Genomic DNA, 14433 nt, shown 5'->3' with positions numbered 1-14433 from the left:
CGCTCAGGACGCGGCTGTCAGCGTGGAGACGAGGTGAGCTGCGATCGGTAGTGCGGACGTCGCAGCCGGGGAGGGCGCGTTCAGGACGTGCAGGGTGCGGTCGGTCCGGCGGAGCAGGAAGTCATGCACGAAGCTTCCGTCCCGCATGACCGCCTGCGCGCGGATGCCGGCCTCTCGCGGGGTCAGGTCGTCCAGGGTCAGTTCAGGGCAGTATTTGCGGCATTCACGTAGGTAGCCGCGTTTCCACAGTGAGTTCTTGAGCTCGCGGGTGCCGACGCGGACGTTGGATCGCGCGACCCGCCACATCCCGGCGTACGTCGCCAGATCGCGAACGTCACGCCAGTTCACCGAGCCCTTGCGGTAGCCCTCGCGGGCCAGGCCCAGCACCGCGTTGGGGCCGACGTTCAGTCCACCGGTCACCGTCAGGGTGAGGTGCACACCGAGGAACGGCAGCGAAGGGTCGGGGATAGGGTAGATCAGCGTTTTGACGAGATCGGCCTTCTCCGGCACGACGTCGTAGTACTCGCCACGGAACGGCACGATCCGAACGTCGGGGGCCAGGCCCGCCATTCGCGCAATCCGGTCAGCCTGGAGGCCGGCGCAGAACACCACCCGGCGTGCCTCGATGGGTCCGTGGTCGGTCTGCAGTGTCACGGCGGAGGTCGTTTCGCGGACGTTGGTCACGGTGACCCCGGTCCGGAGTTCGCCGCCGGCCTCGATCACCAGGTCGAGCAGTTTGGCGGCGATGGCGGGGTAGTCGGTGATCGCGGTCTCGCGGACGAACAGCGCGCCCAGGCCGACGATGTGCGGTTCGCGCCGGCGGAGTTCGGCGGCGTCGACGGTCTCGGCGTCGATGGAGTTGATCTCGGCGCGTTTCTGCAGCGCCTCAAGCCGCTCCAACTCCAGCGGGTTCGTTGCGACAAGCAACTTTCCGCAGGTCTGCACCGGGATCCCGTGCTCGGCCGCGAAGGCCTTGGTCGCGGCCGCCCCCTCCCGGCACAGCCTCGCCTTCAGGCTCCCCGGTTCGTAGTAGATCCCGGCGTGGATGACACCGCTGTTGTGACTGGTCTGATGCCGGGCCACATCCTGTTCCTTCTCAATCACCACGACCGGCCCGTACCCCTGGGACGTCAGCTCCCAGGCAGTCGCCGCCCCGACGATGCCACTCCCCACCACCGCAACCTCGTACATGACGTCCCATCCTCGTCGAGAAAGCCGTCCGAACTCCGGCACGTGCACCCAGTCTCCACATCGCTCCACCAGAAGCAAGCGACGAAGCCGCCGCCGCCAGGTGCCGTTGAGGGGGAGTGTCACTCGGCCGTGGGTTGGCGGGTACGGCCGGTCGCGTCCGGCTGGCGTACGACATTGCCGGCGGCAACCGTGAGTGGTGTCTTGGTCTGCTAGTCGGTGGGGTCGCTAGAGTTGGCGTATGGGTGTGCCCGCCGTCGATGTGTGGTGGGTGCGGCTGTCGGAGGTGCGGGCGGACGTTGAGGGGCTGCTGTCGTCGGTTGAGCGGGCTCGGGCGGCTGCCTACCGGAGGGCGGAGGATCGGGTCCGTTTCCAGCTCGGCGTGGCAATCATGCGACTGGTGTTGGCTCGTGAGTTGGGGTGTACGGCGGGCGACGTCGAGCTCGATCGGACCTGTCCTGACTGCGGCAAGCCGCACGGCAAGGTTCGGCTTGTCGGGCCGAGGTCCGGTTGGGAGCTGTCGGTGACTCACTCCGGTGACCTCGTCGGCGTCGCTGTCGGCACTGTCGCGCCACTCGGTCTCGACGTGGAAGAGGTGCGTGCCGTCGACGTGGAGAGCATGGCTCCGCTGGTCCTCACGCCAGACGAGTATCGCCCTGGCATGTCACCGACCGACTTCCTGCGCTACTGGACCCGCAAGGAGGCGGTCGTGAAGTCCACCGGCGACGGCCTCCGCCAACCACTGAACCTGCTCTCGGTCACCCCACCGACGCATCCTGCCGCGCTCATCGCCTGGCCCGGCCGCGAAGAAACCGCCGTACGCCTCTACGACCTCCCCGACCGCGCCGGCCACCTGGCCGCCCTCGCAGTCCTCACCACAACCGACGTCACCATCACCGAGCACGACGCCAAGAAACTCCTACACAGCTGACGCGTCGGCTTTGGTGCGTTGGGAGGTGAGGTGCCGGGCGATGTGTTGGGCGTCCCTTGCGACGCCGCCGATCAGGGACGAGGTTCCGGCGGACAGGAAGAACAGGCCGATGAAGTAGAGCCCGGGCTCGGAGCGGACGATGCCGCGATCGTGCCTGGGGCGGCCGTCCGGGTCGAACACGGGGAGCTGGATCCAGCTGAGGTCGTTGACGAAGCCGGTGCACCAAACCACGGTGGTGACGTCGAGGGACTCACCGTCTGCGTGCAGCGGCAGACCGTCGCGTACGCCGGTGATGCGCGGCACCCGCCGGATCCCCGCCTGGACGAGGTCCTTCCGTCGTACTCGGGCGAGCGGGAGCCCGTGGCTGGACAGTTGCTGCTCAACCTTTCGGCCGAGTGACGTTCGCGTGGTGAAGACGTGCGAGAGCAAGAACCAGAACGGCGGTGTGAACAGCCGGTCCAGGAGGGCACCGGCGCGGACCGGCTCCTGTCCCGTGTCTCGACCGGACAGCCAGGTCGGGTGATTCCGGGCCGATTCGACCGCGATCTCGGCTCCCGAGTTGCCGGCGCCGACGATCAGGACCGCGCCCTCCTGGAGTTGCGACGGATTCCGGTACTCACTCGAGTGGAGTTGCAGGATGGCCGGATCGAGTTCGGCGGCGAACTCCGGGATCCGGGGCGCCTGGTAACCACCCGTTGCCACAACGACGTTGTGCGCGACGTACTGGCTCGTTCCGGACGTGACGACGTACTCGCCGTTGTCCCGCGTCAAGCCGTCGACGCGCACCCCAGTGCGGACCGGAAGCCGGAACCGGGCTGCGTAGGACTCGAGGTAGTCGGCCACCTCGTCCTTCGTCGGATACGACCATCCCGGCGCCGGGAACGGCCAGCCGGGCAGCCCGTCATAGCGGGCAGGCGTGAACACCCGCAGCGAGTCCCATCGTCGACGCCACGAGTCCCCGATCCGCTCCCCGCGCTCCAGGATCACGAACGACCGCTGCCGCGCCGCCAATTCGTATCCGACCGCAAGCCCGGCCTGCCCGCCCCCAACGATCACGGTGTCAAAACGCTCAGTCGTCATACCTCCACGCTGGCGCACGCCACAGCACCCCAGCATCGGAAGAACCACGCAACCAGCTCACGGATGGACGTGCGTGGTTCTACCCAGTGCTGAGTCAGGCCGAGGTGGATGCGAGTGCGACGGCGACGCGGGCTGCGATGGTGGCGTTGTTGCGGGCGAGGGACAGGTTGGCGGGGATGCTTTGGCCGTCGGTTTCCTTCTCGATTTGCTCGAGGACGTACGGGGTGACGGCGGGACCGGTGATGCCTGCCTGAGTGCTCGCGTCCAGGGCGGCGGTGAGTACGGCGTTGATGCGCGACTCCGGGATCTCGTCGTCGACGGGGATCGGGACGGTCAGGAGGACGCCGGTGGTGGGTCGGGTCCGGAAGCGGAGCACGTCGCAGACCACTCGCTCGTTGTCGACCCGGTGCGGAACCGGCAAGCCACTCGACCGCGTGTAGAAGGCCGGGAACCAGTCGTGCTGCCAGCCCAGGACCGGTACGCCGACGGTCTCGAGGTACTCGAGGGTTCGCGGCAGGTCGAGGAACGCCTTCGCGCCGGCGGAGACGGTGATGACCGGATGGTTGGCGATGGCGTCGAGGTCGGCCGAGATGTCCCCGGTGATCTCGGAACCGCGGTGGACACCACCGATGCCGCCGGTGGCGAAGACCGAGATCCCCGCCGCATGGGCCAGCGCGACCGATGCCGAGACCGTGGTGACGCCGACGTCCCATCCTTGGGCTTGCGCCACCGACAGATCGCGTTCGGCGACCTTCCGCGTGCCCTGCAGCACGCGCTTCTCGTCGTCCGCCGTGAGCCCGACATGCGGCCGGCCGTCGAGGATCGCGGTGACAGCCGGTACGGCGCCCTGATCGAGAACAGCCTGCTTGCACAGCTCGAGCGCCTCGGCGTTCGCCGGGGCGGGCAGCCCGAGGTTCGAGAAGATGGTCGACTCGAGCGCGACGACCGCACGGCGTTCGGCCAGGGCCTGCGCCACGTCGTCGGACACGATCGGGTCAGTCACAAGCGGCTCCGTTGTCGTTGGTGAGAGTGGCGCCGGGTTCGGTCAGCACCTTCCTGGCCAGATTGTGCCCGGCCTCGACCGCCTCGACGGCATCGGCCTGGTCGAGTACGGCGGACAGGAATCCGGCCGCGAACGCATCACCGGCGCCGGTCGTATCACGCACCCCGTCCACCGGCGAGACCCGGACGATGGCTGACGTGCCGTCGGCGAAATGCACCTCGGTCGGATCCACGCCGTTCTTCACGACAACCGTCGTACCGAGCTCTCGAAGCGATCCGACGTCGGCTTCGGTTCCGTTCGCGAAGACGTACGTCGGCTGGAGCGCGCTGACCAGGGAGCGGAAGGTCTCGGCTCCGATGGAGTCGATGAGAGCGACCGAGGACGCGTCGACGGTGAGGATGGCCCCCTCGGCGTGAGCGATGTCCGCGGCTTGCCGGAGCACGGCCCGGGCCGGCCCGTCGAGGGAGTACGCCGAGAGATGGACCGCGCCCGCACCGGAGATCCAGGCGTCCGGTACGTCGGCTAACTGGGCCGCGGCGGCTCGGTCCGGGTACATCGTTCGTTCGCCGGCGTCGTCCACGATGAGAACGATGGTGCCAGTCCGCCCCTGCCGCTGAACGTGAGCGTCGACACCCGCCCGGGACAGGTCCCGCACCAGCCCGTCGCCGACAGAGTCCTCTCCGACGCGGCCGATGAAGCGGGTCGGCGTACCGAGGCTGCTCGCGAAAGCGGCGACGTTGGCGGCGCTACCGCCGCGAGAGTGATGGATCCGCGACGGGTTGTCGGTTCCGGACCGGGTCGCACCAGCCGGCCAGACGACGATGTCCTCGACCAGGTCGCCGATGCACACCAGGATGCCCCTCGCGGATTCGGACATCACGAGAGTTTCAGCGGCCCTTGGTGCGGTCGTCGCGTTCTGACTTCCGCTGGACCGTCTTCGGTGCGGGTTGCGTGCCGGTAGTGGAGGCCGGGGTGGATCCGCCGGGCGGCGGATAGTCCGTCGCGGCGAGGGACTGGATCTTGCGGAGGTTCGCGTCGAGGGTGTTCTTCTCGCCGAGGTCGGCGCCGGGTTTGCGGTAGACCTCCTCGCCGGACTTGCGGCTGAGGATGCTCATCGTCCCGTTCGGGGAGATGTTGACGATGTTGCCGCGGGTGGTGGCCTGCAGCCCACCGTCCTCGGTGCGCTCGGTGAAGTCCTCGCGCGGCGGGTACATCCGGCCGTCGAACTTCAGGCCGGGGTCGGGGTTCCTGGGGACGCCGCTGAACTCGTCCTCGACCTCGTCCAGGGTGGTCGCGAGCTGCTTGAACGCCTCCTCGGGTTTGGACACCGGGGGAAGCTTGTCCAGCCGCTCGTACACGAGGGCGAGGCGCTCCTGCAGGGACAGCCGTCGCTCGTCGCTCTGCTCATCGGGCACGTCGGGTGTGCTCCTTCAGCCGGTCAGCCGCGGATCGCGGCGTGGGCTGTGCGCAGTGCGTCCGCCAAGGACGTCGTGGTCTCCGGATGACCACTGAACGCGGCCGAGTCATCGGGGTCCACCGAGACGCCCCACTCGGTGTGCGACGCCGTACCGTCGATCATGATGACGTGCTCCGCGACGCTGATGACGATGGACACCGCGCCGGACGAATGGACCGTCACCGTGCGCGGCGTGCCCGCGCCGAAGGTCTCGTCGATAGCTTGATCGATGTCGCTGCTCATCCTGTGCCCCCTCGATTGATCGGGTCACGAAGTATATGGGGGCAAAGGGCCGGTCCCACCGTGAGCAGGACCGGCCGGCGACCGAAACTTCGCCGCAGGTGTCACAGGTGAGGTGGCCACCTGGTCCTCATGGGTGAGCGGTTGGTCCGCGTCGTGGCCTGGAAGGGGGATCATGACTACTGCTCATCGCCTGGTAACCGGAGCGCTGGGCGCCCTGCCCCGTCCTGTGGCGGTGGCGGTCGGCGGCGGGGGAGTGCTTGGAGCAGCGCATGTCGGTGTCGGGTACGCGCTGGAGCAGCGAGGGTTCGTCCCGGACCTGATCGCCGGCACCTCGGTGGGCGCTCTCACGGGAGCGATCGCGGCCGCCTACCCCGACCGCGCCGCACAATGGCTGGACGACGTGTGGAGCCACTTGCGCCGCCGTGACGTGTTCCCCTTCGGCTACCTGTCCTCGCGCTCCAGCATCTTCACTGATCGCGGCCTACGCCGACTGATCGCCCGGGCCGGTCTGCCGTCGCGGGTCGAGGAGTTGGCGGTGCCGTTCACCGCGGTGGCCATGGACCTCGTCACCGGCGCCGAGGTACGGCTCGATCACGGTGAGCTCGAGTCCGCGTTGCTGGCCAGCACGGCCATTCCGGGCGCCTTGCCACCGGTGGTTCGCGACGGCCGGACGCTCGTGGACGGCGGATTGATCGCCTATGTCCCGGTCCGGGCGGCGGAGCAGGCCGGGGCAGCCAGTGTGGTTGTGCTGTCGACCGGTCCGGCGAGCTGGCCATTGCGCCGTACCCTCCCGCGTTGGCGTCCCGGTGCGATTGCCTCGAGGGCCGCCGTACTGCAGGTTCATCATCAGATCGAGTTGGATCTGCACGAGGTGGCCGAGCACATCCCGGTCGTCGTACTGCCGACCGGTGTTGAGGAATGGCCTGCACCGTGGGACTTCAGCCATTCGCAGCGTCTGATCCGCACCGCGTCCGTCACGGCAGGGCGGTTTCTCGACGAACTGCACATCAGTGGGGCTGGGCTCTATCGAGCCGACTAGAACCGGCCTGTGCTGCGGGCGGTGCTCAGGCTGATGGCTTCCTGGAGGGCGGTGAGGATGTAGGTGGGGACTTTCAGGCCCTGGTGTTGGGCCCAGAGGAGTTCGCGTTCTACTCGGCTCACTTGCCGGGCGACCTCCAGGAGGTCCCGGTCGAAGTCGAGGGCGCGGGCGACGTCGCCGAAGTCGGCGCGTTGGCGGCGGTTGTTCACGCCGACGAGTTCGAAGGACCGGCGGCGCAGGATGCGGGCGAGCTGGACTTGCCAGTCGCTCAGGCCTTCTTCGCCGACGAGGGCCTCGGCGGACAGGCGGTAGAACGCGAAGTGCCCTGGCTCCTGGCGCCTGATCGGTGCGATCACGGTCTCCGCGATCGCGTGCTCGCCCATCGCGCGAAGGCCGTCGACCAGGCGCGAGTACGCGACCACCGCCGACCGCTCGGTCGCTGCGCCGGTCAGGTAGTAGAGCAGGCGTACGACGGCGAGCATGCCAGGCAGATGCGAGAGCACCCCGACCAGCCGGATCTTGGCGCTCACCTCCAGGTCCGTTGCCGCGGGCACCATTCCGAATCCCTGTTGGACCGCGTCGAGCAGGATGCCGTGCTGCAGCTCCTGCGGTGACCACACGTCTTCGTAGAAGAGCCGGTCGATCTCGGTGGCGTCGGGCATGAGGGCTCGCAGTTCGAGCACGTTCCGCTCGACTTCGAGCTCGACCCGGGTGAGGTAGTTGAAGACACCGCCGTACCGGCGGCGTACCTGCTCGGGGTTCTTGATGGTCAGATCGGCGGCATCGAGCGACAACGGCGGATGTTCCTCGGCGAAGGTCTCGACGAACCGCCGGAGCCCGTCCTTGGAAGCGCGCTTGGGCACAGCGCTCGGTCCCACCCGGCCACTCACCTGGCTCATCACGTCTTCTCTTTCGTGGGTTTGGTCACCCACTAGGACCGCGCGAGTCCCCACCCTGTGACACACCCAGCCCATTGGGGCGGTCACAGACCAGGTGCCTGTCCGGTCTCTCTTTCAGGATCAGATCGCGTCCGTCGTCGACCGAGGAGGCCTTGATGAGTACTACCCGCCAACGCAGGGCCGAGCTGTTGGTGCTGATGTGGTGCCGGCGTCTCGGGTTCGGGCGCAACCCGTTGCGTCGAAGAGTGGACCGGATCGAGTCCACGTTCCTTCTCAGCGCGCTGGTGGCGGGTTTGCTGGTTGTCCCTGCCGCCGCGGCTCTCGGTACGACGGCTTGGGCCAGAAATGCTGCTCTTGGTATCGCCGCTGGACTCAGCCTGCCGATGTTCGTCTGGCCGTTGCTGTTCGGCTTGTTCCGGTTGGCACGCCGTCCGCTCGACCGCCGCCGTACCCAGGACTGGGCCCGCGATTGGGAGCAGGTCGGACCACGATGGACACGGCACCAGCCCTGAAACAGCGCTGGTCTCGCGATCGGTTGCCCTGCGCAACGTTTGCCGCGTTGCGCAGGGCAGATCTGTATCAGTCGCGGGCTTCGTTGATCTTGACGGCGAGGACGGGGATGGGGGATTCGAGCAGGAGGCGTTGGCTGACGCTGCCGAGGAGGGCTTTGCCGACGGGGGAGCGGCGTTTGATGCCGATGACCAGGCGTTGCGCGCGATGCTCTTCGATGTCGGCGAGGACGGCGTCGGCCGGGTCGCGATCGGATCTGCCGTGGCGTTCGACGACGGTGACCTTGATCGTCGAGGGAATTGCGGAGGTGTCGAGGGGTTTGAGGGCCAGGTTGACCGCCACCAGGTCGGTGCCGAGCAGTTCGGCTTCGGCGGCGGCCGCGGCCAGGGCGGCGACGCCTTCGGGGCTGTCGGGTACGGCGACCATCACAGTCATCGGGATGAGCCTTTCTCCGCGTGGGCGGCCTTGAAGGAGTCTTCGAACTGCTCGAGGGTGACGCCGCGGGTCTCGGGGACCGAGGTGGCGATGAAGACGAGGGCGAACAGGCCGAGGCCGGCGAAGATGAAGAACGTCGGTGCGATGCCAACCGAGGCGACCACCGGCGGGAATCCGAACGCCACACCGGCATTGGCGATCCACAGGCAGAACACGCACACACCCATCGCGAAACTGCGGATCTTCAGCGGGAACATCTCCGCCAGCAGCAGCCACACCAGTGGCCCGATGGTGCCCTGCATCGAGAACACGAACAGCACTGCGAACAGCAGCAGCGCGTAAGGCTTGATCGAGTTGTCCGGCATCAGCAGCGCCGCCAGGCCGACCAGCAGGTGGAAACCGGTGGTGAGTCCGAAGCCGGCTAGCAGCATCGTCCGCCGGTTGATCTTGTTCATCACCAGGATGCCGACCGAGATGCCCAGCACGCTGGCCAGTCCGAACAAGGTGTTCCCGAGGATCGCGGCCTCGGCCGAGAAGCCGGCGTCCTCGAGTAGCTGGCTGCCGTAGTACATGATCGAGTTGATGCCGGTGAACTGCTGGAACACCCCGAGCCCGATGCCGATCAGCAGCAGCCGCCGGATCCAGGGCACCGCGAGATCGGCCCAGCCGCCAGTCTGGGCCGCCTTCTCCTCCTCGGCCAGCGCCCGTACCTCGGCCAGTTCGGCTTCGGCACGCACTGGAGACCGCACCTGCTTGAGTACGGCGAGCGCCTCCGGATCGCGGTCCTGCGAGGACAGCCAGCGCGGACTCTCGGGCATCCGCAGCATCCCGAAGAACAGCAGGATGGCCGGGAGTACGGCGACCAGCAGCATGAACCGCCAGACCGAGTCGTGCTCACCCCATAGCTGGAAGATGATCGCGTTGACAACGAAGGCCGCGAACTGGCCGGACACGATCATCACCTCGTTGCGGGTGACCAGGCTGCCGCGTCGTTCGTACGGCGAGACTTCGGCCAGGTACACCGGGACGGTCGCCGAGGCGCCGCCGACCGCGAGTCCGAGCACGAACCGGAACAGGGCCAGCACCTGCCAGGTTGGCGCGAGTACGCAGCCGAGTGTGCCGAGGGTGAAGACCAGGGCCAGCATCAAGATGTTGTGCCGCCGGCCGTACCGGTCCGAGAGCCGGCCGCCGATGAGGGCCCCGATGGCGGCGCCGAAGATCAGGATGCTGACCACGAAGCCCTCGGTGAACGGGGTCAGGCCGAGGTCGTCCTTCATCGGTGCAAGGGCACCGTTGATGACACCGGTGTCGTAGCCGAACAGCAGGCCGCCGAAGGTCGCGACGACTGCGATCAGCCCCAGGCGCCGCGAATGCGGGCCTGGGCTGTCGGCGGGCAAGGTCGGATGGTGCTCCCCGGTTGCGCTGGTGGGATGTGACATGGCGAACCTTTCGTCCGGCGACTGGCACGTGCTAGGGGGTGGTATGAACCGGGACAGTAAGGCGGGGGGATGTCCGCGTCAAGAGCGAACGCAGACCGGATTTAGCACGTGCTAGCGCGAACTCTTGACAGTCACTAGCACGTGCTAGTTCCATGTCACGGGTGACCCAACTGTCCAACCTTCCTTCCCCACCCCTCCGCCCCGGTCTGGCCAAACTTCGCCTAGGTACTGCGCCCGACTCGTGGGGGGTGTGGTTCGCCGACGACCCGCACCAGGTGACGTGGGACGTCTACCTCGACGAGATCGCCGCAGTCGGCTACGTCTATACCGAACTCGGCCCACAAGGCTTCCTGCCGCAAGACCCCGAACGAGTCAAGGACGAACTGGCCAGGCGCGGGCTCACAGCCTGCGGAGGCACAGTCTTTGCCGGCCTGCACAAGGGCGCTGAGGCGCTGCAGAAGGCGAAGGCTGACTTCGGCCGGGAAGCCCAGTTGCTCGCCGCACTCGGCGCCGAGTACCTCGTCCACCTCCCGGAGCAGTACACCGACATGCACACCGGCGAGGCGAACCAGACTGCCGACATCGACCCCGAGCAGTGGAAGAACCTGGTCACCGGCACCGACGAGCTGGCCAGATTCCTGTTCGAGTCGTACGGCGTGAAACTCGTCTTCCACCCACATGTCGACACTCATGTCGACACCCAGCAACGCATCGAGCGATTCCTCCAGGACACCGACCCGGACGTCGTGAACCTCTGCCTGGACACCGGTCACGTCGCGTACTGCGAAGGCGACAACCTCGAGATCGTCCAGCGATTCCCCGAGCGGATCACCTACGTCCACCTGAAGTCGGTGGATCCCGCGGTCCGCGCGCGTGCCCTGGCCGAGCACCTGCCGTTGTCGGAGGCCGTCAAGCTCGGCGTGATGTGTGAGCCGCCGTACGGCGAGCCGGAGATGCCACCGCTCCTCGAATCGCTCGGCTGGTTGGACCGCGACATCTTCTGCGTCATCGAGCAGGACCTCTACCCGGTGGAGTCGCACATCCCGCTTCCGATCGGCGCGCGGACGGCCGGCTACTACGTCGGCTGCGGCCTCGGCCCGGTCCGCCGCTGGCCCTATGAGCAGGAGCAGGTATGACACTTCGCATCGGAGTCATCGGCACCGGCATGATCGGTACGGCGCACATCCGCCGGATCACCCAGGTCCTGTCGGGGGCCGAGATCGCGGCCGTGACCGACGCCGACCTGGACCTGGCGAAGCAGGTTGCCGAGGATCTGCCGAACGCCGAGGTGTTCGACAGCGGTCAGGCGCTGATCGGTTCCAGTCGCGTCGACGCCGTACTCGTCACCTCCTGGGGACCCACGCACGAAGAGTTCGTCCTGGCCGCGATCGCCGCCGGCAAGCCGGTGTTCTGCGAGAAGCCGCTCGCCACCACGGCAGAGGCGTGTCGACGCATCATCGCGGCCGAGCTCGCGGCTGGTCGCCGCCTCGTCCAGGTGGGGTTCATGCGCCGGTACGACGCCGCCTACAGGGCTCTGAAAGCGGAGATCGAAGCGATCGGCTCCCCGCTCATGTATTACTCGGCTCACCGGAACCCCGCCGTACCCAGCACCTATACGCGCGACATGGCGATTGTCGACACCGCCGTACACGACTTCGACATTGCCCGCTGGTTGCTGGGCGAAGAACTCGTGGCGATCAGGGTCCTACCGGCCAAGCAGAACAGCCTCGGCAGCGGTCTCCAGGATCCGCTGCTGATGATCGTGGAGACGCAGAGCGGCGTACTGGTGAATGTCGAGACGAGCGTCAACATCCGCTACGGGTACGACATCCGGGGCGAGGCCGTGGGGGAGACGGGCACCGCGTCCCTGGCCCGTCCCGATCGGGTGCCGGCCGACTGGCGGGAACGCTTCACCGTTGCCTTCGACACCGAACTGCAGGAGTGGATCGACACGATCGCCTCCGGGTCCGCACCGACCGGACCGACCGCGTGGGACGGGTACGCCGCCACCGTGGTCTGCGACGCAGGCGTGCAGTCGCTGGACACGCAGGAGCGTGTGCCAGTCGTCCTCGGCGACAAGCCGGCGCTCTACTGAAAGGCATCACCGTATGAAGATCGCGCTCGATCCATATATGTTCCGTACGACGCCCCTACTCGAGCTGCCCGGGCTCGTCGCCGACCTGGGCTATGAGTACATCGAACTGTCGCCGCGCGACGACTTCACGCCGTTTTTCCTGCACCCCCGCGCGGACGACGGCACGGTGAAGGCGTTCAAGGAGGCGCTCGACGCGGCCGGGGTGAAGATCGCCTCGCACCTGCCGCTGTACCGCTGGTCCGGACCGGACGAGGACGAACGCCAGGCCGCGGTCCGGTACTGGAAACGCGCCATCCAGCTCACCGTCGATCTCGACTGCCGGGTGATGAACTCCGAGTTCAACGGCCGCCCCGAACAGGCCAGCCGCAGCGAAGCCATGTTCTGGAAGTCACTGGAAGAACTGTTGCCGGTCTTCGAACGCGAGGCCGTCGAGCTGCGCCTGGAGCCGCACCCCGACGACTTCGTCGAAGACGGCCTGGTCGCGATCGACATGATCCGCGGCATCAACTCACCCCTCGTCTCGTTCCTGTACTGCGCCCCACACACCTTCCACATGGGCGGCAACATGGTCGAGATCCTCGAATACGCCGGGCCGCTGCTGACCCAGCTGCACCTGGCCGACTCCTTCGACCACCGCGCCTCGTCCGGGCTGCGCTACATCGTCAACCCACCCGGCTCGACCGCGCGGATCCACCAGCACCTCGACATCGGTCAGGGCGAGGTCGACTGGGACACGTTCTTCACCACGCTGGGCAAACTCGGCTTCGGTGATCGCGATGACACCATCATGACCTCGTGCGTGTTCGCCTGGGAGGACCGCGCCCGCGACTCGGCGACGTACATGCGCGAAACCATCGACCAGTACGTCGGGGCTTGGTGACGAGGGGCAAGCGTTAGTCTTCACCGCAGAAGGCGGGAGCGAAGGAGGTCCGATGGTCAGCGACGCCGCCGATCCGGCGGGCAATCTTCGTCCGCCGACCATGGCCGACATCGCGGCCCACATCGGCGTCTCCCGGCAGCTCGTCTCATTGGTACTGCGCGATGCACCGGGAGCCAGCGACGAGACGCGGCGGCGGGTCCGCGAGGCGGCACAGGAGCTCGGCTTCAGTCCGCACGTGGGTGCGAGGTCGCTGCGCCGCGCCCGGAGCAAGGATCTCGGCGTGATCTTCACGCCGGCCCACTCGACCGAGCCTGAGATCGTCGAGGCGATCTATCCGGCGGCTGCGGCCCGCGGGTACGACGTGGTGCTCAGCGCGCAGACGGCCACCCGGAGCACCGTCCAGGCGGTGGAGGAGTTGCTCGGCCATCGATGTGCCGCGCTCATCGTCATCGGGTCCAACCTCGACCACGCCGGGCTCAGGGCTGTGGCCGAGCGGAGCGTCCTGCCCATCGTCGATGTCGGCTACGGCCGACGGAATCAGTTCTACGACGTGGTCCGGTCGTCCGGCGACAAGGGGATCGAGCAGCTGGTCGACTACCTGGCGGAGCTGGGCCACAAGGGGATCACCTATGTGGATCCCGAGTCGATGCCGCCGAGCACCCTGCGCCGGCGAGGTTACGAGCGCGCCGTCAAGCGTCTCGGTATGCCCAGCGACATCCTGTCCATGCCGGGCGACTACACGGACGGGAGCTACTTCGAGGAAGCGGGCTCGGCGGCCGCGGCCATGCTGCTGCGGCGGCGCAAGCTCCCGACTGCCATCGTCGCGCCGAACGATCACGCGGCTGTCGGCGTTCTCCACACGCTGATCCGCAACGGAGTACGAGTTCCCGAAGACGTCTCCATCGCCGGCTTCGACGACGCCCCGATCGCACGGCTCTCCTCAGTGGACCTGACCAGTGTGAGACAAGACCCCGAACTCATGGGCGTGTCAGCCGTCGACGCGGCAGTCCGCCGAGTGGAGGGCCAGAAGCTCCGACCACGTGAGACCGTCGTCGACACCTCCGTCATCATCCGAAGCAGCACCGCCCCACCCCGGGCCAAACGCTCACCGACCGCCCGCCGCTAGCGACCGACGTTCGCGGCGCTCTGCAGGTGTTGCCGGGCTGGGAGGCGGGTACCGGGGTGGGGTCGTCCGGCAGTGGGCGGGAGTGAAGGATCGGTCTACCGGAGGCCAC

Annotated in this window: 16 protein-coding genes; 7 read left to right on the top strand and 9 right to left on the bottom strand. The window is 67.5% G+C overall.

All coding sequences use genetic code 11. From position 1 onward, the window contains the following. Positions 1-3: 3 nt before the first annotated feature. The gene (gene lhgO, locus V9K99_RS27110) at positions 4-1191 is read right to left on the bottom strand and encodes an L-2-hydroxyglutarate oxidase (RefSeq protein ID WP_337324014.1); all 1188 of its coding nucleotides are present in this window, start codon (positions 1189-1191) and stop codon (positions 4-6) included. 238 nt (positions 1192-1429) lie between these two features. On the opposite strand from lhgO, the gene V9K99_RS27105 reads away from it, so the two are divergent. Continuing rightward, positions 1430-2119 carry a 4'-phosphopantetheinyl transferase family protein gene (locus V9K99_RS27105; RefSeq protein WP_337324015.1) on the top strand — a complete coding sequence of 230 codons (690 nt, stop codon included), beginning with the start codon at positions 1430-1432 and terminating at the stop codon, positions 2117-2119. Here the strand turns inward: V9K99_RS27105 and V9K99_RS27100 are convergent. From V9K99_RS27100 to V9K99_RS27080, 5 genes are all read right to left on the bottom strand, one after another. Then, positions 2108-3199: a flavin-containing monooxygenase gene (locus V9K99_RS27100; RefSeq protein ID WP_337324016.1), complete on the bottom strand. Its 1092-nt coding sequence runs from the start codon at positions 3197-3199 to the stop codon at positions 2108-2110. The two genes, V9K99_RS27105 and V9K99_RS27100, sit on opposite strands and share 12 nt — an antisense overlap. Positions 3200-3293: 94 nt before the next feature. Further along, positions 3294-4202: a pseudouridine-5'-phosphate glycosidase gene (locus V9K99_RS27095; RefSeq protein WP_337324017.1), complete on the bottom strand. Its 909-nt coding sequence runs from the start codon at positions 4200-4202 to the stop codon at positions 3294-3296. Further along, positions 4195-5079, bottom strand: a complete 885-nt coding sequence (locus V9K99_RS27090; RefSeq protein WP_337324018.1) for a carbohydrate kinase family protein — start codon at positions 5077-5079, stop codon at positions 4195-4197. Before V9K99_RS27090 ends, V9K99_RS27095 begins: the two co-directional genes overlap by 8 nt. Before the next feature lie 10 nt (positions 5080-5089). Continuing rightward, complete coding sequence (locus tag V9K99_RS27085) at positions 5090-5617, bottom strand: hypothetical protein (RefSeq protein WP_337324019.1); 528 nt, start codon at positions 5615-5617, stop codon at positions 5090-5092. Positions 5618-5640: 23 nt separating this feature from the next. After that, positions 5641-5901 (bottom strand): hypothetical protein, encoded by a 261-nt coding sequence (locus tag V9K99_RS27080; protein WP_337324020.1) that lies wholly within the window; start codon positions 5899-5901, stop codon positions 5641-5643. A gap of 172 nt (positions 5902-6073) precedes the next feature. Between V9K99_RS27080 and V9K99_RS27075 the strand changes: the two genes are divergently transcribed. Then, the gene (locus V9K99_RS27075) at positions 6074-6940 is read left to right on the top strand and encodes a patatin-like phospholipase family protein (RefSeq protein ID WP_337324021.1); all 867 of its coding nucleotides are present in this window, start codon (positions 6074-6076) and stop codon (positions 6938-6940) included. Here V9K99_RS27075 and V9K99_RS27070 read toward each other — a convergent pair. Then, on the bottom strand, positions 6937-7839 hold the full coding sequence (locus V9K99_RS27070) for a GTP-binding protein LepA (protein WP_337324022.1): 903 nt from the start codon (positions 7837-7839) through the stop codon (positions 6937-6939). The two genes, V9K99_RS27075 and V9K99_RS27070, sit on opposite strands and share 4 nt — an antisense overlap. Before the next feature lie 155 nt (positions 7840-7994). Here V9K99_RS27070 and V9K99_RS27065 point away from each other — a divergent pair, with 155 nt between their 5' ends. After that, a complete protein-coding gene (locus tag V9K99_RS27065; protein WP_337324023.1) occupies positions 7995-8351 on the top strand; it encodes a hypothetical protein in 357 nt (118 codons plus the stop codon). 67 nt (positions 8352-8418) lie between these two features. On the opposite strand, the gene V9K99_RS27060 is transcribed toward V9K99_RS27065, so the two are convergent. Beyond that, the gene (locus V9K99_RS27060) at positions 8419-8784 is read right to left on the bottom strand and encodes a universal stress protein (protein ID WP_337324024.1); all 366 of its coding nucleotides are present in this window, start codon (positions 8782-8784) and stop codon (positions 8419-8421) included. After that, positions 8781-10223, bottom strand: a complete 1443-nt coding sequence (locus V9K99_RS27055; RefSeq protein ID WP_337324025.1) for a sugar porter family MFS transporter — start codon at positions 10221-10223, stop codon at positions 8781-8783. Before V9K99_RS27055 ends, V9K99_RS27060 begins: the two co-directional genes overlap by 4 nt. Positions 10224-10375: 152 nt before the next feature. Between V9K99_RS27055 and V9K99_RS27050 the strand changes: the two genes are divergently transcribed. The 4 genes from V9K99_RS27050 to V9K99_RS27035 are packed head-to-tail and all read left to right on the top strand — an operon-like array spanning position 10376 to position 14324. Continuing rightward, positions 10376-11359: a TIM barrel protein gene (locus V9K99_RS27050; RefSeq protein WP_337324026.1), complete on the top strand. Its 984-nt coding sequence runs from the start codon at positions 10376-10378 to the stop codon at positions 11357-11359. Then, positions 11356-12318, top strand: coding sequence for a Gfo/Idh/MocA family protein (locus V9K99_RS27045; RefSeq protein ID WP_337324027.1), 963 nt, complete (start codon positions 11356-11358; stop codon positions 12316-12318). Before V9K99_RS27050 ends, V9K99_RS27045 begins: the two co-directional genes overlap by 4 nt. Before the next feature lie 13 nt (positions 12319-12331). Beyond that, positions 12332-13198: a sugar phosphate isomerase/epimerase family protein gene (locus tag V9K99_RS27040; RefSeq protein WP_337324028.1), complete on the top strand. Its 867-nt coding sequence runs from the start codon at positions 12332-12334 to the stop codon at positions 13196-13198. 52 nt (positions 13199-13250) lie between these two features. Further along, the gene (locus V9K99_RS27035) at positions 13251-14324 is read left to right on the top strand and encodes a LacI family DNA-binding transcriptional regulator (RefSeq protein WP_337324029.1); all 1074 of its coding nucleotides are present in this window, start codon (positions 13251-13253) and stop codon (positions 14322-14324) included. The last annotated feature ends 109 nt before the right edge of the window (positions 14325-14433 follow it).

This window comes from Kribbella sp. CCNWLW201 (assembly GCF_037203805.1).
In the GTDB taxonomy this organism is placed as follows: domain Bacteria; phylum Actinomycetota; class Actinomycetes; order Propionibacteriales; family Kribbellaceae; genus Kribbella.
Note: the sequence above shows the minus strand (reverse complement) of the source record. Positions and strands in the feature narration are given on the sequence as shown.

Bases quoted from the DNA above. Each gene is read 5' to 3' on its own strand.
- lhgO (WP_337324014.1), bottom strand. From the start codon at position 1,191: ATGTACGAGGTTGCGGTGGTGGGGAGTGGCATCGTCGGGGCGGCGACT.
- V9K99_RS27105 (WP_337324015.1), top strand. From the start codon at position 1,430: ATGGGTGTGCCCGCCGTCGATGTGTGGTGGGTGCGGCTGTCGGAGGTG.
- V9K99_RS27100 (WP_337324016.1), bottom strand. From the start codon at position 3,199: ATGACGACTGAGCGTTTTGACACCGTGATCGTTGGGGGCGGGCAGGCC.
- V9K99_RS27090 (WP_337324018.1), bottom strand. From the start codon at position 5,079: ATGTCCGAATCCGCGAGGGGCATCCTGGTGTGCATCGGCGACCTGGTC.
- V9K99_RS27080 (WP_337324020.1), bottom strand. From the start codon at position 5,901: ATGAGCAGCGACATCGATCAAGCTATCGACGAGACCTTCGGCGCGGGC.
- V9K99_RS27075 (WP_337324021.1), top strand. From the start codon at position 6,074: ATGACTACTGCTCATCGCCTGGTAACCGGAGCGCTGGGCGCCCTGCCC.
- V9K99_RS27070 (WP_337324022.1), bottom strand. From the start codon at position 7,839: ATGAGCCAGGTGAGTGGCCGGGTGGGACCGAGCGCTGTGCCCAAGCGC.
- V9K99_RS27065 (WP_337324023.1), top strand. From the start codon at position 7,995: ATGAGTACTACCCGCCAACGCAGGGCCGAGCTGTTGGTGCTGATGTGG.
- V9K99_RS27060 (WP_337324024.1), bottom strand. From the start codon at position 8,784: ATGACTGTGATGGTCGCCGTACCCGACAGCCCCGAAGGCGTCGCCGCC.
- V9K99_RS27055 (WP_337324025.1), bottom strand. From the start codon at position 10,223: ATGTCACATCCCACCAGCGCAACCGGGGAGCACCATCCGACCTTGCCC.
- V9K99_RS27050 (WP_337324026.1), top strand. From the start codon at position 10,376: ATGTCACGGGTGACCCAACTGTCCAACCTTCCTTCCCCACCCCTCCGC.
- V9K99_RS27045 (WP_337324027.1), top strand. From the start codon at position 11,356: ATGACACTTCGCATCGGAGTCATCGGCACCGGCATGATCGGTACGGCG.
- V9K99_RS27040 (WP_337324028.1), top strand. From the start codon at position 12,332: ATGAAGATCGCGCTCGATCCATATATGTTCCGTACGACGCCCCTACTC.
- V9K99_RS27035 (WP_337324029.1), top strand. From the start codon at position 13,251: ATGGTCAGCGACGCCGCCGATCCGGCGGGCAATCTTCGTCCGCCGACC.